The sequence below is a fragment of the Novosphingobium sediminis genome, assembly GCF_007991615.1.
Lineage (GTDB): Bacteria > Pseudomonadota > Alphaproteobacteria > Sphingomonadales > Sphingomonadaceae > Novosphingobium > Novosphingobium sediminis.
Genome location: NZ_BJYR01000002.1, coordinates 119,221 through 134,200 on the forward strand (window position 1 = coordinate 119,221; position 14,980 = coordinate 134,200).

The following is a 14,980-nucleotide window of genomic DNA, read 5'->3' on the forward strand; positions in this document are numbered from 1 at the left end:
CCCAGATCCACTTCATGGCCCAATCCCACTTCATGGCAAGGTCACCATTGCGCTGGTTCCCTCGCCCTTTTCGGACAGGAGTTCGAATGTCCCCCCATGGGCCGCGACAAGCTGGCGGACGAGCGGCAGGCCGACACCGCCGCGCCGTTCGACCGAGCGGCCGTCGGCGCTGATCTTGAGGCCTTCGAGCGCGCGGGCAAGCTGGGCTGGGTCCATGCCCTCGCCGTTGTCGGAAACGACGACCTGAAGTGCGCCCTTCCCGCTCTTGCCGCCCTTTCGGCGCGATGCCTCTACCAGAATGCGCCCGCCCTTGGGGATCGCGGCAATCGCGTTGTCGATCAGCTGTCCAAACAACCGCCGCAGCCGCTTGCGGTCCCCAGTCGCATTTCCGATGGCCGAAGAGCCGCGCAGATCGAGCGCAATTCCGGCGTCGCTCAACCGCTCTGACCGTTCGCGTACGACTTCGCTGAGCAGTGCGAACAAGTCGACAGGCTCGGCCGCCAGCGGTAGCGTGCCCGCCTCGCTCTGCGAAAGATCGAGCACGTTCTCGATCTGCTCGCCAAGCCGCTCGACCGAGGTGAGGATCGCACCGACATACTCCTGCGCCTGCGGGCTGAGTTCGCCCGCAATGCCGCTTTGCAGCAGTTCGGCAAAGCCGCCGATGGACGTCAGCGGCGTGCGGAATTCATAGCTCATGTTGGCGATGAAGCGCGTCTTCACCGCGTCCGCCTCGACCAACGCGGCATTGCGTTCGCGCAGCGCCGCCTCGGCTTTCTCGGAATCGGTGATGTCGAGCACGGTGAGCAGGCCGTTGCCATCGGGCAGCGGCACCCCGGCGATCGCGAAAGAGCGCCCATCCGCCAGCAGAATGCGCCCGCTCTGCTGTTTGCGCTCCAGCGAGGCGGACTGGATCACCTGGCCGATCGTGCTCACCTGCGCCGGGCGCTTTAGCAGCTTCGCGATACGGCTGAGCAGCGCATCGGCGCGTGGATGGGTCGCGAGGAATTCCTCCTCGAGCCCGAGTTCGCTGGCAAAGCGGCGGTTCCAAAGCTGCAAGCGGCCATCGGGCCCGAACACAGCGAGCGATTCGAACAAGTTGTCGAATGTCGCTGTGCGGGTGCGCAGCAGCGTGTCGCGCGTGGCGGAAAGCTGGAGCTGTTCGGTGCGATCCTCAAAGATCATCAGCAGGCCGCCATCCGGCATCGGTTGACCGATCACACGCAGATGGGTGCCATCGCTGAGGTGCCACGATTCCTCACGTGGCTCCCGCGAGAGGAACCAGCCCTGCCGCTCGCGCCGCCATTCCGGAAAATCGCGTACTTCGGGTAGGCGCGCGCTGTCGCGCATACGGTCGAGCACGCGGTCGAACGGCGGCGTATCGACCACCCAGGCCTGCGGGACGCTGAAGATGCGCAAGAACGGCTGGTTGGCAAAGACGAGGTTCCGCTTCTCATCGAACTGCGCAATCCCCGCTGAGAGCGTATCAAGCATCTCGCGCTGCGCCTCACGGAAGCGGCGGAACTGGCGCTGCAGCTCCTCCATTTCCTCGGTGTCGACCGCGTAACCCGCGACACCATCCTCGCCGAGCGGCAAATCGGAAACACGGATCGAACGGCGCTGACCGCCAATGGTGGCGGAGACGACGCGTTCGATCGGCAAACGGCGGTTGTAGACCTGCTGGGCAATCTTGGCCGCGCTGACCCCCTCGACCGGTTCGATCAGTTCGGTCCCCGACGCGACTACATCCGCCGCGCTCGGCGCCCCCACAGCCTTGACATAAGCACTATTGACGAGCCGCAGCGCCATGTCCGGACCGCGGAACCACATCGGCAGCGGCGCAGCCTCGATCAGTCCGGCGAGCGCCGCAAAATCTGCGCGGGCCGAAGCAGCTTCGGCGCGCAGCTTGCGCAATTCGCCGACGCTGTCAGTGAAATCGAAGAACCACACCAGCGCCGCACCGCCGGGAGACACCTGCGGATCGGCAAGATGCCCGCGCACGCCAAGGCTACGCTTGCCGCCGCGCGGCGTCAGCGCCAGTTCGAATGGCGCGCCGGTCTTCTGCGCACGGCGCACCGCGTCACTCAGCTGCGAGAGCTGAACCTCATCAAACCCCTTCTCGCCCGCGTCGAGTTCGCTGAGGAAACCCGGCATGGCATCGATGCCAAGCCAGCCCGCGAGCCGCGATGGCCCTTCGATTCGCCCGTCAGCCCGCACCAGCAACGGAAGCGCCGGTGCTTCCTCGATCATTCGGGACAGCCGCCGCGCAAGGCGCTGGGTCGCTTCGGCTCGCGCGAGCCGCCCGCGTGCGGCAAGCACGGCCCATGCGGCGCCAAGCGTCCAGGCAGCCAGGACCAGCGCGATGAGAACAAGGGCAAAAGGCGGCAGGACCATGCCTGCTTGGCTAGGGTGCAGCGCCACAAATTACAATGCGCCGCGCCTCACAAGCTGTGGGATCGCCAAACGAAAAAGGCCCGCGCTTTCGCACGGGCCTCGTTCCGTCCACTGCTTCTGACAAAGCTTAGTAGCGATAGTGATCCGGCTTGAACGGACCTTCGGTCGGCACGCCGATGTAGCTGGCCTGCTTCTCCGAGAGCTTCGAGAGCTGCACGCCAAGCTTGGCGAGGTGCAGCGCCGCAACCTTCTCGTCGAGGTGCTTGGGCAGCACGTAGACTTCGTTCTTGTACTGATCGGCCTTGGTGAACAGTTCGATCTGGGCCAGCGTCTGGTTGGTGAAGCTGGCGCTCATCACGAAGCTGGGGTGGCCGGTGGCGCAGCCGAGGTTCACGAGGCGACCCTTGGCGAGCACGATGATCTGCTTGCCGTCGGGGAACTCGACGAGGTCGGTGCCGGGCTTCACTTCGGTCCACTTGTAGTTCGAAAGCGCAGCGATCTGGATCTCGCTGTCGAAGTGGCCGATGTTGCACACGATCGACATCGGCTTCATCGCCTTCATGTGATCGGCGGTGATGACGTCTTCGTTGCCGGTCGCGGTCACGAAGATGTCGCAGCGCTTCACCGCCTCTTCCATCGTGACGACTTCATAGCCTTCCATCGCGGCCTGCAGCGCGCAGATCGGATCGATCTCGGTGACCATGACGCGCGCGCCGCCCTGACGCAGCGAAGCGGCCGAACCCTTGCCCACGTCACCAAAGCCCGCGACGCAGGCGACCTTGCCGGCGAGCATCACGTCGGTGGCACGGCGGATCGCGTCGACCAGCGATTCCTTGCAGCCATAGAGGTTGTCGAACTTCGACTTGGTCACCGAATCGTTCACGTTGATCGCGGGGAACGGCAGCTTGCCGTCCTTGGCGATCTGGTAGAGGCGGTGGACGCCGGTGGTGGTCTCTTCCGAGACGCCCTTGATGGCCTTCACCGAAGCCGTGAGGTAGCCGGGCTTCTTCTTGAGGAACGCGGTCAGCGCGCGGACGAACTCGATTTCCTCGGCGTTGCTGGGCTCGAACAGCTTCTCGCCCGCTTCAACGCGCGCGCCCCACAGCGCAAACATCGTGGCGTCGCCGCCATCGTCAAGGATCATGTTGGCGGTGATGTCGTCACCCCAGTCGAAGATCGAACCCACGTAGTCCCAGTATTCCGCAAGGCTCTCGCCCTTGATCGCAAACACGGGGATGCCAGCGGCAGCGATTGCAGCGGCGGCATGGTCCTGCGTCGAGAAGATGTTGCAGGTGGCCCAGCGCACTTCAGCGCCGAGCGCGGTCAGCGTCTCGATCAGCACGGCGGTCTGGATCGTCATGTGCAGCGAACCGGTGATGCGCGCGCCCTTCAAGGGCTGCGACGGACCGAATTCCTCGCGAAGCGCCATCAAGCCGGGCATCTCGGTCTCGGCAATCCTGATTTCGGCGCGCCCGAAGTCGGCAAGGCCGATATCGGCGATCACATAGTCTTTCCGGGCGTCAAGCACGCTGGCCACGAGGCAGTCTCCAAGATTGCAGATCAAACAAACAGGCCCGCCTTCGGGAGGGCTGTGATGCCATCCCCTTAGCGGGCCTCTCGGCAATGCGCAATTAGTATATAAAGAAGTCTTTATATCACCCTTCGCAGAGCTCGCCTCCGCCGCACAGGTAGTGCCGCTGCTTGCCAGCGCACCCGTGGCGGCCAATGCGCCAGCTAGGCTCGCCTCACGGTTGCGCTGTCACACACCGCGCCTATATCGACCCATGCGCATCAACGCACAGATCAACACAACAAAGAGGATCCTTGCCCATGACGATTGCGGTTGGAGACAAGCTGCCTGACGTGAAGCTGGTGAAAGCCACGGCTGACGGCATCGATGCGGTGCAGTCCGCCGAATACTTTGCCGGCAAGCGCGTCGCGCTGTTCTCGGTTCCGGGCGCGTTCACGCCCACCTGCTCGGCAAAGCACCTCCCGGGCTTCGTCGAAAAGGCCGACGCAATCCGTGCCAAGGGCGTGGACGAAATCGCCTGCACCGCGGTCAACGATCCCTTCGTGATGAAGGCATGGGGCGCGGCTGCCGGTTCGGCGGATGTCACCATGCTGGCGGACGGCAACGGCGATTTCGCCAAGGCGCTCGGCCTCACCATGGACGGCACCGGCTTCGGCCTCGGCATCCGCGGCCAGCGTTTCGCGATGGTTGTCAACGATGGCACCGTCGAACAGCTCCACGTTGAAGCCCCGGGCGACTTCAAGGTCTCCTCGGCCGAGTATGTGCTCGAGAACCTGTGACGTAATACTTCGTAATACTCATGCCGCAGTGCAGCGCATACGGCGCCGCACTGCGGTAGGTTTCCAGCCCTAAAGGTCCGATTCTACGGGCTTGACGACCGTCAAATATTTGCCATCCTCCCCCTCGCTGCACCGCACCATGGGGACGCGTGATGGACGGTATTCGAGTCGGAAAGCGCATTGTGGGGACCCAGTCTCCGGTCACGATCGGCTGGGACAACATTCCCAAAGTCGAAGGCGGCACCTTCAAGCGCCTGTTTTTCACCTGGTTCCAGCCCGCCGTCCTCTTCGGCATGGTCGCATTCTGGTACTATGCGCCGAACTCGATCGCGAAAGCCTCGACCGCCATCGGCATCAGCATCGTCTTTCGCCTGCTCCTCCAGATCCTCGAATTCGTGAATCCGCGCCACAAGAGCTGGCAGATCACCTGGAAGGAACTCGCGACCGACCTCTTTTACGTCGGCATTTCCTATACGTGCGTGCGGCTCGTTGATAATTACATCGGTAGCGATGCGATCATTGAAGCACTGCAAAAGGGCTTCGATTTCGACAAGTTCGCCTGGTTCACCAGCCTGCCGCTGCTCGTTCAGGCGTTCCTGATCGTCTTCATCTTCGACTTCGTCCAATATTGGATGCATCGCGGCATGCACAACTGGTACCCGCTGTGGCTGCCGCATTCGGTGCACCACTACATCACACAGCTCAACGTCCACAAAGGCGCGGTGGGCAATCCGCTGGAACTGTTCCTGATCGGCCTCGGCATCGGCGGCCTGTTCGATTTCCTGCCGCGCGCGTTCCTGCTGGCGGGTGCCATCGGCATGTCGGTCGGCGCGTATCAGCACATCAACGTGCGCTTCAACAGCCCGCGCTGGTGGCGCTGGACATTCAACACGACCGAGCACCACAGCCTGCACCACTCGCAGGACTTCGAATCCACGCGCAGCAACTACTGCAACACCTTCATCTTCATCGACCGCATGTTCGGCACCTGCATCGATGGCGAGGCAGAACTTCTCGGCATGGAAGGTGGTCGCCGCATGTCGATCCGCGAGCAGATGCACTACCCCTTCACCGAAGGCTGGAGGGCGTGGAAAGAGCGCAAATCGCGCGAGCCGTTCTTTGCCGACCATTCCGCAGTTCCGGCCGAATAGCGCGTGGCCTCGCTCAGCACATCGGGCATGGAAAGCCAGCCAGCCACCACCACCGAAACGTCCGGGATATTGAACCTTGTCCGGTGGATCTGGCACATCCGTGGTGAGGTGTCCGTGCCCGCCGGGCTATGTGCCGACGAAGCCCTCAGCAGGCTCGATCCACTCTTCGCCCATTCCGGCACGACTCATGCGCGGATGGGTGACGTGGTGATGGTGACAAAGCGGGACCAACTCGCACAGGATCCGCTTTCGATTGTCGATAGCGGCACGCTGCGGATCGAACCTGGCCAGCAGGGCCTTGTCCTGCGCTACCGCCTCGTCAGCCGCGCGCTGCTTTATTGCTTCCTTGCCCCGCTGCTGTTCCTCGCGATCGGGCAGTTCACGGTGTTTCTCGGCACGCTCGAGAAGCCGCCGAGCGAAGAGCAGATGAAGAAGGAAAAGGCGAAAGAGGCCAAGAAGGGCGAGATCAAGCTCAACCCCGTCGACAAGTTTCTTGGTGCCCCAGCGCCGGAAAAGCCCAAGGACGAGAAGAAGGACGCCAAGAAAGGCGCTGGCGACAAGAAAAAGGACGGCGATGGGGAGAAGGATGGCTTCTCGCCCACCCCCGCCTATGTCTTTGCCGGTATCTTCGCAGCCTTGTGGGTGCTGGGCCGCCTGCTCGAGCCTTGGCTGATCAGGCGGCGGTTCCAGCAAACCCTTGAGGGTTGAAGGCTGATTACGCGAGGTCGAAGCGGTCCGCGTTCATCACCTTGGTCCACGCCTTGATGAAGTCGGCCACGAACTTCTCGTTCCCGCCCGCTTCGGCATAGACTTCCGCAACGGCCCGCAGCTGGCTGTTCGAACCGAACACGAGGTCGGCCCGGCTTGCGCGCCACTTGACCGCGCCGGTTGCCCGGTCCTGCCCGACGAACTCTTCCTCGTCGCTGCCGTCCACCGCACTCCACGCTGTACCCATGTCGAGCAGGTTGACGAAAAAGTCGTTGGAGAGAACGCCGACGCGATCGGTGAACACGCCAAGATCGCTACCGCCTTGGTTCGCGCCAAGCACGCGCAGCCCCGCAACCAGCACCGCCATTTCCGGCGCCGAAAGGCCAAGAAGCGAAGCTCGGTCGATCAACAGTTCCTCGGTCTTCACCGAGTGCTTTGCCGCAAGGTAGTTGCGAAAGCCGTCCGCGCGCGGCTCCAGCACCGCGAAGCTCTCGGCATCGGTCCATTCCGCGCTCGCATCGCCGCGGCCGCCGGTGAAGGGCACCGCACCTTCATAGCCGCCAGCCTTCGCCGCAGCCTCGACCGCTGCCGTGCCGGCCAGCACGATGGCATCGGCCACCGAAAGGTTGCCGCGCAGGTTCTCGATCACATCGAGCACCCCAGCAAGCTCTGCCGGATCATTCACCGCCCAGTCCTTCTGCGGGGCAAGGCGAATGCGCGCGCCATTGGCGCCGCCGCGGTGATCGGTGCGCCGATAAGTCGAGGCTGACGCCCACGCTGCCCTGACGAACGCCGCAGGCGCCACGCCGGAGCCGAGGATCGCCGCCTTGAACGCCGCAATCTCGCCTTCCAGCGGCATCCGTCCTGCCGGGACCGGATCCTGCCAGATCAGGTCTTCCGCCGGGACTTCAGGGCCGAGATAGCGCGCCTTGGGGCCCATATCGCGGTGAGTCAGCTTGAACCACGCGCGGGCGAAGGCGTCCTTGAACGCTTCGTGGTCGCCCCGGAACTTCTCCGAAATCGCACGGAACTCTGGGTCGACCTTCAGCGCCATGTCGGCGGTCGTCATCATCGTCGGCACGCGCATTGACGGATCATGTGCCGCCGGGGCCATGTCTTCCAAGCTCTGGCCAATCGGCTGCCACTGATGCGCGCCAGCGGGCGAACGCACCAGTTCGTACTCGTAATCAAGCAGCAGGCGGAAGTAGTTGCCTGACCATTCGGTCGGCGTGTTGACCCATGCGCCTTCGATGCCGCTGGTAATCGTATCGCCGCCCTTGCCACTGCCATGCGTGCTGAGCCACCCGAAGCCTTGCGCTGTGATATCAGCAGCCTCCGGCGCAGGTCCGACCAATGCCGCATCACCCGCGCCGTGGGCCTTGCCGAAAGTGTGGCCACCGGCGGTGAGCGCTGCGGTTTCCTCAAGGTCCATCGCCATGCGCGCAAAGGTGATCTTGATGTCACGCGCCGAGGCGAGCGGATCGGGCACGCCGCCCGGACCTTCCGGGTTTACATAAATCAGCCCCATCTGGATCGCGGCGAGTGGATTCTCGAGGTCCATCTGCTTGTCAGGCTGGATGCGCGTTTCCTCCGCATCGACCCACTTCGATTCCTGGCCCCAGTAGATATCACGCTCGGGTTCGTAGACGTCCGCACGGCCGCCGCCGAAGCCGAAGACCGGCCCACCCATCGATTCAATCGCGACATTGCCGGCGAGGACGAAGAGATCCGCCCACGAGATATGCTTCCCGTACTTTGCCTTGATCGGCCAGAGCAGCCGCCGCGCCTTGTCGAGGTTGCCGTTGTCAGGCCAGGAATTGAGCGGAGCAAAACGCTGCTGCCCGCTGTTCGCTCCGCCGCGACCATCCGCCGTGCGATAAGTACCGGCCGCATGCCACGCCATACGGATGAAGAACGGGCCGTAGTGGCCATAGTCCGCCGGCCACCAAGGCTGGCTATCAGTCATCAGCGCGGTGAGATCGGCCTTGAGCGCGGCGTAATCGAGCGCCTCGAACGCCTCGCGGTAATCGAAGCCGGGATCCATCGGATCAGGCGAAACGCCGCCCTGATGAAGAATGTCGACCGGAAGCGCCTCGGGCCACCAGTCCTTGTTCGTACGGCCCAGCAGGGCGCGCGCGGCGCCCTTGTGAACCGGGCAACCACCTGCTGCGTCACCGGTCTGCATGTTCATGGGGAGAGACTCCATCGCGTTTTCGGTGGAACAAAACTACGCCTAGGTGCTTAGGGCGGGAAGCGAGTAAACTTCATCGCAGTGATCGGATTTGACCATGAAGACTGAAATTCCAATCGACTGAAGTGGTCAATCAGAACGAAAACCGCACGCGCGCCACGAGCCGGTCTCCAATGCCCGATGGATCTGCAAACGGAGATGCCTTGAGCCGCGCCAACGCGATATCGGTGCCCACATAATCAACTCCGATAGACAGCGGATAGCGCGAGTATTCCGCGCCAATCTTCCAATCCGCATAGTCTCCGCCGGGCCGTAGGCGCGCTGTGCGCGCATCATCGCCGCTGCCAGTGGTGTAGCCTGCGCTGGCCAGCAGGGTTATCGGCAAACCGGGCAGCCCCGCATCAGCGGCGAGGCGCAAATGGAGGTTATCTCCACCGATCGTGCTTTGGCGCGGGGCATACCAAGCTGTCGCGGCCAGACGCACCGGGCCAAGGCCATACCTTGCACCGAGCGCGAGTTCGCCAAAATCCATGTGCCGGGAAGCCCCGCCGAAGATATGGCCGATAGCCTCGGTGCGAAGCGTGACTGCACCAAGGCTCCAGTCGCGCCCAACCGCAACGTCTGCCAGCACATCTGCCCCGGCGTGGCGCGGCGCACCGCGTAGCGCGGCGACGCGCAGCGATGCATCGAACACGGTCAGATCGAACCGTGCGTCAGCCGAAGCAGATGCGCGGCCGCCGCTCCAGCTGATGCCGGCGCGGATGTCGTCGCTGGCCGCTTCGATCCCGCCGTCCAACGACCTCGCCGATGCTGCGACTGGCAGGGAAAGCGCCATTCCCGCCAGCGCAGCTCTTGCCCCGGGGGCCATAAGTCGGCTCAGCTCTCGCGCGGGGCCCCGCGCATGCGGTCTGCCTCGGCGAGGATCAGCGCGCGGTCCTGTTCAACCAGCGCCATCATCGCGGCGTGCAGATCATCGCGGTGCCGTGCCGCGATGCGTTCGGCCAGATGCCCCTGCTGCGGACACCAGCCCGGCGCAGAGCCCTTGACGACATTGGAGCGCGCCAAAGTGTGCCGGGCTTCCGGCCCTTCGCCGAGCCGGGCCTGCCGCTCAACCACGAGCGAAACGCTCCAGTGGCAACGCAAGCTGTCCTGCCGCCCGCCGACGCCGGCCGTACCGACCTGCTGCATCGCCACTTTGGTCGTGCCCGAATAGTCAGCCGCGATCTGGCCCACCGGATGGTCGATCGTGGCCTTGTGTTCCATCGCCTGCACCGGAGCGCCAAGCGCCAGAGTTGTCGCTGCAAAAGCGAGCGCACAGATACGCATAGTCCTGTCTCCTGCAATGGCCCGGTTATGGCCGGGTCCAAACGAAAGATAGGCACGTTCTGGTGTGCAGAAAACGACTGCTCAGTAATATTTGATTGCTGAGCAGCGGTCAGTCCGTCATTTCGCCAGCAGCGGTTCAAGGAAGCGGATCACCCGCGCTTCGAGGTCGATGCGGTGATCGGACCAGCTGTGATCGGTCGCAACATGTGCGGTCTGGACCTTGGTGCCGCCTGCCTTGCGCACGGCTGCCACCAGCACATCGCCATGCGGTGCGAGGCCATCTTCGGAGGTCAGCACGAGCAGCGGCATCGCCTTGAGCGCTTCGGCGCGGTTCACGTAGTCCCACTCGCTGGCATGCGCGCCGAGTTCGGCGGAAAGCACCTGCGGCGTGTTGGCCAAGGTCTCGCTATTTTCGGCAACCAGCTTTGTACGATCAGCCTCCGGCATCTGGCCAACCATGCCAAAGTCCCCGGCGGAAATCATCACCAGGCCGCGTAGTTCCGGCTCCTCAGAGCCAGTCATCGCCGTTACCCAACCGCCCATCGAATGCCCGACCATCGCCATGCGCGCGGGATCGATGCCAAAGCGGGCGGCATTGGCCGGCACGCGAAGAAACGCGAGGACGGCACGCGCATCCTCGGGGTTCTGACCGAAGCGATACGTGCCCGGGCTGCCCCACGAACCACGATAGTTGAACGTGATGGCGTTCCAGCCCTGACGCCGCAAGGCCTGCGCAAGGTCGAGGTTCTTCTCGTTGCCGGGAAGACCGTGGCAGATCACCACGGTTGGGTGCGGCCCGGCGCCCGCAGCCAGATAGGCGACGCCATTGATCTCCACCCCGCCGCTGGGGATATGAAGCACTTCCATCCGCGCCGGATGCGCGGCATCGGCAGGGGGATCGGTGTAGATCGCAGGGGGAATGGCGGGAGCGGCCGAGACCAGCGGTGCAGCGACGGCCATCGGTGCCGCAAGGGCCAGCGATGCGGCGGCCAATTTCGCGATTCCCTGCATCTGCTTGCCTCTCTCTTCCGCCTCAGTAACCCATCAGGCTGAGCACTTCCTTGCGGCTGCGATTGTCTTCGAGGAACGTACCCATCATCCGGCTGGTCACCATGCCGACGCCGGGGGTGCGCACGCCGCGCCCGGTCATGCAGCCGTGTTGCGCCTCGATCACCACCGCCACGCCGTGCGGCTTGAGGTTGTCCCAGATGCAGGTGGCGACCTCGGCGGTCAGCCGCTCCTGAATCTGCAGCCGCCGCGCATAGGCGTTGAGCACGCGGGCGAGCTTCGAAATGCCCACAACCTTGTGACGCGGCAGATACGCGATCGCTGCCTTGCCGATAATTGGCGCCATGTGGTGTTCACAGTGAGACTGGAACGGGATGTCCTTGAGCAGCACAAGCTCGTTGTACCCGCCCACTTCCTCGAACTGCCGCGCGAGGTGCGTGGCGGGATCCTCGCCATAGCCCTGGCAATATTCCTTCCACGCCCGCGCAACGCGCCGCGGCGTATCGAGCAGCCCCTCGCGGTCCGGATCATCGCCCGACCAGCGGATCAGCGTGCGGATCGCATCCTGTACATGGTCCGGAACGACAATCTTGCCGTCCTCGCCAAAGTCGTCGTCATCGTGTCCGTGGTGGACGGTCATTGTCGATAGAGCTCCGTGAAGATCGCGTGTCAGATGCCGCAGGGCATCACTTGCGCTGGATGACGATCTCGTCCGGATGCGCCACATTGAGATCGGAGCGCAGCAGTTCACCGACCAGATCGGGATCGGCGTGGCGCGGATCGAGCAGGTTCACCCGGTTACGCAGCCGGTCACGCTCCGCTTGGAGCTGCTTCACTTCGGCCTGCCGCTGTTCGAGCAGCCGCGCATTTTCCGTCCATGCAAGCACCCCGCTGGGCCCTGCCAGCGCGATGGCCCCAAGCAGCAGCAGCACCACCAGCGCAAAGGTCTGCGCCATGCTCTCACGAGGAAGCTTGAGGGAATTCGGGCGACGTTTCATCAAACTGACAGAATCATACTTGCACCGCCGATACAACCGGAAAAGTGCAATTCTGGTACAGGATGTTTACGCGGAGCGCTGATCTGCGGGCCAGACGCAGACGGCTTCTCGCGGGCCGATTCCTGTTCTAGGGCAACACCAAACGCTCAGGGACAGACCTATAGCATGACGATCCAGACTCCGCCTTTCGCCGGAAAGCTCGAAGCCGCGACCGATCCGGACTGGGCGGGATGGTATCACTGGGCAGGCAACGATCCGTTCGAGGATGACGTCGGCCCGTTCTACGTCCGCCGCGACAAACAGGGCCTCGTCACCGGTTTTCGCCCGCGCGCGAAGAACTGCAACGCGCATGGCAGCATCCACGGCGGCTGCCTTATGACCTTCGGCGATTTCTCGCTGTTCATGATTGCCAGCGCAAACGGCGAGGAGATGAGCGGGGTTACCGTCACTTTCAATTCCGAGTTCGTCGGCCCGGCCCGCGCCGGACAACTCCTCGAAGCACGCGGTGAAGTGATCCGCGCGGGGCGTAGCCTTGTCTTTGCACGCGGCCTCATCACAGCAGACGGCGAACCGGCGCTCGCCTTTTCCGGTACGTTCAAGCGCATCCACGCGCGCTGAAGGCAGTTGGGGGAGGAGCGCCCTCCCCCGGCCCGGCAATCAGCCGATGCGCTTGCCGGTCATCGGGAAGCTGCCAAACATGCCCGCCGTAACCGTGCCGTTCAGCGCGTCACCGTCGATGGTGGCGGTGCAATCGAGCTTCATCGGCATCGGCACGGTGATGTTGCTCGACCATGCGATGGTGTTGCCATCGACTGTCCCGCCAGTGATTTCCATGTTGCCCATCGGCCCGGAATTGCTGCCGCTGAAGCTGCTGCCGTCGACTTCGACGGTGAGGATCGAGGTCTGATCGCCCATCGGCGAACGGGTCACGCATTCATACTTGCCGGCAACTGACATGGATCTCTCCCTTTGTGGTTCGGGCAGGAAGGAACCATGCTGCCTACATCAATGTCAATAGGGTTGATCCGGGCTGGCGGCTCTCAACCATGGTTGACCTCGGCGGCGCCAGGCCCGACAACCGTGACGTGACAGCCCCCCATCCCGCCTCGATCATGCACGACGGCTTCCTGCTGCTCGGCTTCGCGCTTGCGTTCGTGCTGCTTTTCCGCCGCCTCGGCCTCGGTGCGACGCTGGGCTATCTCATTGCAGGCGCCGTGCTGGGACCGTTCGTGCTTGGCATGGTCGGCGATGCGGAACAAAAGCTGGGCTTTGCCGAACTGGGCATCACGCTGCTGCTGTTCCTGGTCGGGCTGGAGCTCGATCCCAGCAAACTGTGGAAGATGAAGCGCGATATCCTCGGCTTCGGCCTGCTGCAGGTCTCGATTTCGGGACTCGCGCTGGCCGGCGCGATCATGCTGACGACGAGCTTCTCGCCCGCCGCAGCGCTCGCGTTGGGGCTGCCGCTGGCGCTTTCATCTACCGCGCAGGTGCTGCCGATGCTGCAGTCCTCTGGCCGCCTCAAGACGCGGTTCGGCGAACGCGCCTTCTCGATCCTGCTGTTTCAGGATCTCTCGATCATCCCGCTCATCACCATCATCGCAGCGCTCAGCCGCAATCCGGCGGATGTCGGCGGCCCGCCGGGCTGGCTGCTGGCGCTGGAAACCGTGGCCGCCATCGCTGGCCTCGTTGCCGCAGGCCGCTTCCTGATCCGCCCGCTCTTCCGCCTGATCGGCAATCTCGGTGAGCGCGAGATGTTCATTGTCGCCGCTCTGTTCACGGTAATGGCCGCGGGCGCCGTCATGGAGTTCCTTGGTCTCTCCACCGCGCTGGGCGCCTTCATCGCAGGGGTGATGCTGGCCGACAGCCCCTATCGCCACGAACTTGAAGCCGACGTCGAGCCGTTCCGCTCGATCCTGCTCGGCCTGTTCTTCCTTGCCGTGGGCATGATGCTCGACCTCGGCGCGATTGCCCGCGATCCGCTGTTCGTCATCGGCATGGCGCTGATGCTGATTACGGTGAAAGCTGCGGTCATGTTCGCGCTGGCGCGGCTTTTCGGCGTGCCATGGCGCGGCGCGCTGGCGCTGGGCCTGCTGCTCAGCCAAGGCGGCGAGTTTGGCTTTGTCCTGTTCGGACAGGCGAGCCACGCCCTGCTCATCGCGCCGGAAGCCGCCAGCCTGTTCAGCGCCGTCGTCACGCTCTCGATGGCAACGACGCCGTTCCTGATGATTGCCACCCGCCGCTTCCGCGCCGATCCTTCCGCCGCGCCGCAGGGGACGCGCGAAGGGCCGAGTAACGACGGCGCCAATGCGCTGATCGTGGGCTATGGCCGCTTCGGGCAGGCCGTCGGACAGGTCCTGCAGGCCGCCGGAATCAGCGTCACCCTGATCGACACGGATGTCGAGATGATCGACGTCGCCGGCACCTTCGGCGCCAAGGTCTATTTCGGCGACGGCACCCGGATCGACATGCTGCGACAGGCCGGCGCGGCGGACGCCGAAATGATCCTGTTCTGCATCGACAAGGACCAACTCGACACGCCGATGCTGGCCGCCGTCCACGAAGCGTTTCCGCGCGCGGCCCTCTACGTCCGCACGTTCGACAGGCGCGGCTTCATCGCTCTGCGCGGCGCCCCGGTCACGCTTATCATGCGCGAAACCTTCGAATCCGCAATCGCCATGGCCCGCGCCGCGCTCGACAACGCCGGGCTCAGCAACGAGGCGATCACGCGGGCCGAAACACTCTTCCGCGCCCGTGACACTGAGCGGCTGGAGCTCCAGGTCGAAGCCGGCGACCCCCGCGTCGCCCGCGACCGTATCCTGACCGGCCCCGAGCCGCAGGAGTATGGCGGGTAACACCCATAAGTAGTTGCACTTGCATGGACTTTTTCATGCGACTGC

At 63.9% G+C, this 14,980-nt stretch carries 14 protein-coding genes; 5 read left to right on the plus strand and 9 right to left on the minus strand.

Features of this window, described 5'->3' with window-relative positions; all coding sequences use genetic code 11:
• Window positions 1–30: 30 nt before the first annotated feature.
• Window positions 31–2,391: a sensor histidine kinase gene (locus NSE01_RS01675; protein WP_147157887.1), complete on the minus strand. Its 2,361-nt coding sequence runs from the start codon at window positions 2,389–2,391 to the stop codon at window positions 31–33.
• Window positions 2,392–2,518: 127 nt separating this feature from the next.
• Window positions 2,519–3,928 carry an adenosylhomocysteinase gene (gene ahcY / locus NSE01_RS01680; protein ID WP_147157888.1) on the minus strand — a complete coding sequence of 470 codons (1,410 nt, stop codon included), beginning with the start codon at window positions 3,926–3,928 and terminating at the stop codon, window positions 2,519–2,521.
• Between the two features lie 293 nt (window positions 3,929–4,221).
• Between ahcY and NSE01_RS01685 the strand changes: the two genes are divergently transcribed.
• From NSE01_RS01685 to NSE01_RS01695, 3 genes are all read left to right on the plus strand, one after another.
• A complete protein-coding gene (locus NSE01_RS01685; protein WP_147157889.1) occupies window positions 4,222–4,701 on the plus strand; it encodes a peroxiredoxin in 480 nt (159 codons plus the stop codon).
• Between the two features lie 152 nt (window positions 4,702–4,853).
• Window positions 4,854–5,852, plus strand: a complete 999-nt coding sequence (locus tag NSE01_RS01690; protein WP_147157890.1) for a sterol desaturase family protein — start codon at window positions 4,854–4,856, stop codon at window positions 5,850–5,852.
• Window positions 5,853–5,879: 27 nt separating this feature from the next.
• Entirely contained in the window at window positions 5,880–6,560 is a 681-nt protein-coding gene (locus tag NSE01_RS01695) for a hypothetical protein (protein ID WP_147157891.1), read from the plus strand.
• 7 nt (window positions 6,561–6,567) lie between these two features.
• Here NSE01_RS01695 and katG read toward each other — a convergent pair whose 3' ends face one another.
• The 6 genes from katG to NSE01_RS01725 form a co-directional block, all read right to left on the minus strand.
• Window positions 6,568–8,751 (minus strand): catalase/peroxidase HPI, encoded by a 2,184-nt coding sequence (gene katG, locus NSE01_RS01700; RefSeq protein ID WP_147157892.1) that lies wholly within the window; start codon window positions 8,749–8,751, stop codon window positions 6,568–6,570.
• Window positions 8,752–8,884: 133 nt separating this feature from the next.
• Complete coding sequence (locus NSE01_RS01705) at window positions 8,885–9,586, minus strand: TorF family putative porin (RefSeq protein ID WP_170233719.1); 702 nt, start codon at window positions 9,584–9,586, stop codon at window positions 8,885–8,887.
• A 41-nt stretch (window positions 9,587–9,627) separates the two neighbouring features.
• A complete protein-coding gene (locus NSE01_RS01710) occupies window positions 9,628–10,077 on the minus strand; it encodes a hypothetical protein (RefSeq protein ID WP_147157894.1) in 450 nt (149 codons plus the stop codon).
• A gap of 117 nt (window positions 10,078–10,194) precedes the next feature.
• Window positions 10,195–11,088: an alpha/beta hydrolase family protein gene (locus tag NSE01_RS01715; protein WP_147157895.1), complete on the minus strand. Its 894-nt coding sequence runs from the start codon at window positions 11,086–11,088 to the stop codon at window positions 10,195–10,197.
• A 22-nt stretch (window positions 11,089–11,110) separates the two neighbouring features.
• Window positions 11,111–11,725, minus strand: a complete 615-nt coding sequence (gene folE / locus NSE01_RS01720) for a GTP cyclohydrolase I FolE (RefSeq protein WP_147157896.1) — start codon at window positions 11,723–11,725, stop codon at window positions 11,111–11,113.
• Between the two features lie 46 nt (window positions 11,726–11,771).
• A complete protein-coding gene (locus NSE01_RS01725) occupies window positions 11,772–12,083 on the minus strand; it encodes an FtsB family cell division protein (RefSeq protein ID WP_170233721.1) in 312 nt (103 codons plus the stop codon).
• 165 nt (window positions 12,084–12,248) lie between these two features.
• On the opposite strand from NSE01_RS01725, the gene NSE01_RS01730 reads away from it, so the two are divergent.
• Window positions 12,249–12,701, plus strand: coding sequence for a PaaI family thioesterase (locus NSE01_RS01730; RefSeq protein WP_147157898.1), 453 nt, complete (start codon window positions 12,249–12,251; stop codon window positions 12,699–12,701).
• 39 nt (window positions 12,702–12,740) lie between these two features.
• Here the strand turns inward: NSE01_RS01730 and NSE01_RS01735 are convergent, their stop codons facing one another.
• The gene (locus tag NSE01_RS01735) at window positions 12,741–13,040 is read right to left on the minus strand and encodes a hypothetical protein (RefSeq protein WP_147157899.1); all 300 of its coding nucleotides are present in this window, start codon (window positions 13,038–13,040) and stop codon (window positions 12,741–12,743) included.
• A gap of 89 nt (window positions 13,041–13,129) precedes the next feature.
• On the opposite strand from NSE01_RS01735, the gene NSE01_RS01740 reads away from it, so the two are divergent.
• A complete protein-coding gene (locus tag NSE01_RS01740) occupies window positions 13,130–14,935 on the plus strand; it encodes a cation:proton antiporter domain-containing protein (RefSeq protein WP_170233722.1) in 1,806 nt (601 codons plus the stop codon).
• Window positions 14,936–14,980: the final 45 nt, after the last annotated feature.

Bases quoted from the DNA above. Each gene is read 5' to 3' on its own strand.
- NSE01_RS01675 (WP_147157887.1), bottom strand. From the start codon at position 2,391: ATGGTCCTGCCGCCTTTTGCCCTTGTTCTCATCGCGCTGGTCCTGGCT.
- NSE01_RS01685 (WP_147157889.1), top strand. From the start codon at position 4,222: ATGACGATTGCGGTTGGAGACAAGCTGCCTGACGTGAAGCTGGTGAAA.
- NSE01_RS01690 (WP_147157890.1), top strand. From the start codon at position 4,854: ATGGACGGTATTCGAGTCGGAAAGCGCATTGTGGGGACCCAGTCTCCG.
- NSE01_RS01695 (WP_147157891.1), top strand. From the start codon at position 5,880: ATGGAAAGCCAGCCAGCCACCACCACCGAAACGTCCGGGATATTGAAC.
- katG (WP_147157892.1), bottom strand. From the start codon at position 8,751: ATGAACATGCAGACCGGTGACGCAGCAGGTGGTTGCCCGGTTCACAAG.
- NSE01_RS01705 (WP_170233719.1), bottom strand. From the start codon at position 9,586: ATGGCGCTTTCCCTGCCAGTCGCAGCATCGGCGAGGTCGTTGGACGGC.
- NSE01_RS01710 (WP_147157894.1), bottom strand. From the start codon at position 10,077: ATGCGTATCTGTGCGCTCGCTTTTGCAGCGACAACTCTGGCGCTTGGC.
- NSE01_RS01715 (WP_147157895.1), bottom strand. From the start codon at position 11,088: ATGCAGGGAATCGCGAAATTGGCCGCCGCATCGCTGGCCCTTGCGGCA.
- folE (WP_147157896.1), bottom strand. From the start codon at position 11,725: ATGACCGTCCACCACGGACACGATGACGACGACTTTGGCGAGGACGGC.
- NSE01_RS01725 (WP_170233721.1), bottom strand. From the start codon at position 12,083: ATGAAACGTCGCCCGAATTCCCTCAAGCTTCCTCGTGAGAGCATGGCG.
- NSE01_RS01730 (WP_147157898.1), top strand. From the start codon at position 12,249: ATGACGATCCAGACTCCGCCTTTCGCCGGAAAGCTCGAAGCCGCGACC.
- NSE01_RS01735 (WP_147157899.1), bottom strand. From the start codon at position 13,040: ATGTCAGTTGCCGGCAAGTATGAATGCGTGACCCGTTCGCCGATGGGC.
- NSE01_RS01740 (WP_170233722.1), top strand. From the start codon at position 13,130: ATGGTTGACCTCGGCGGCGCCAGGCCCGACAACCGTGACGTGACAGCC.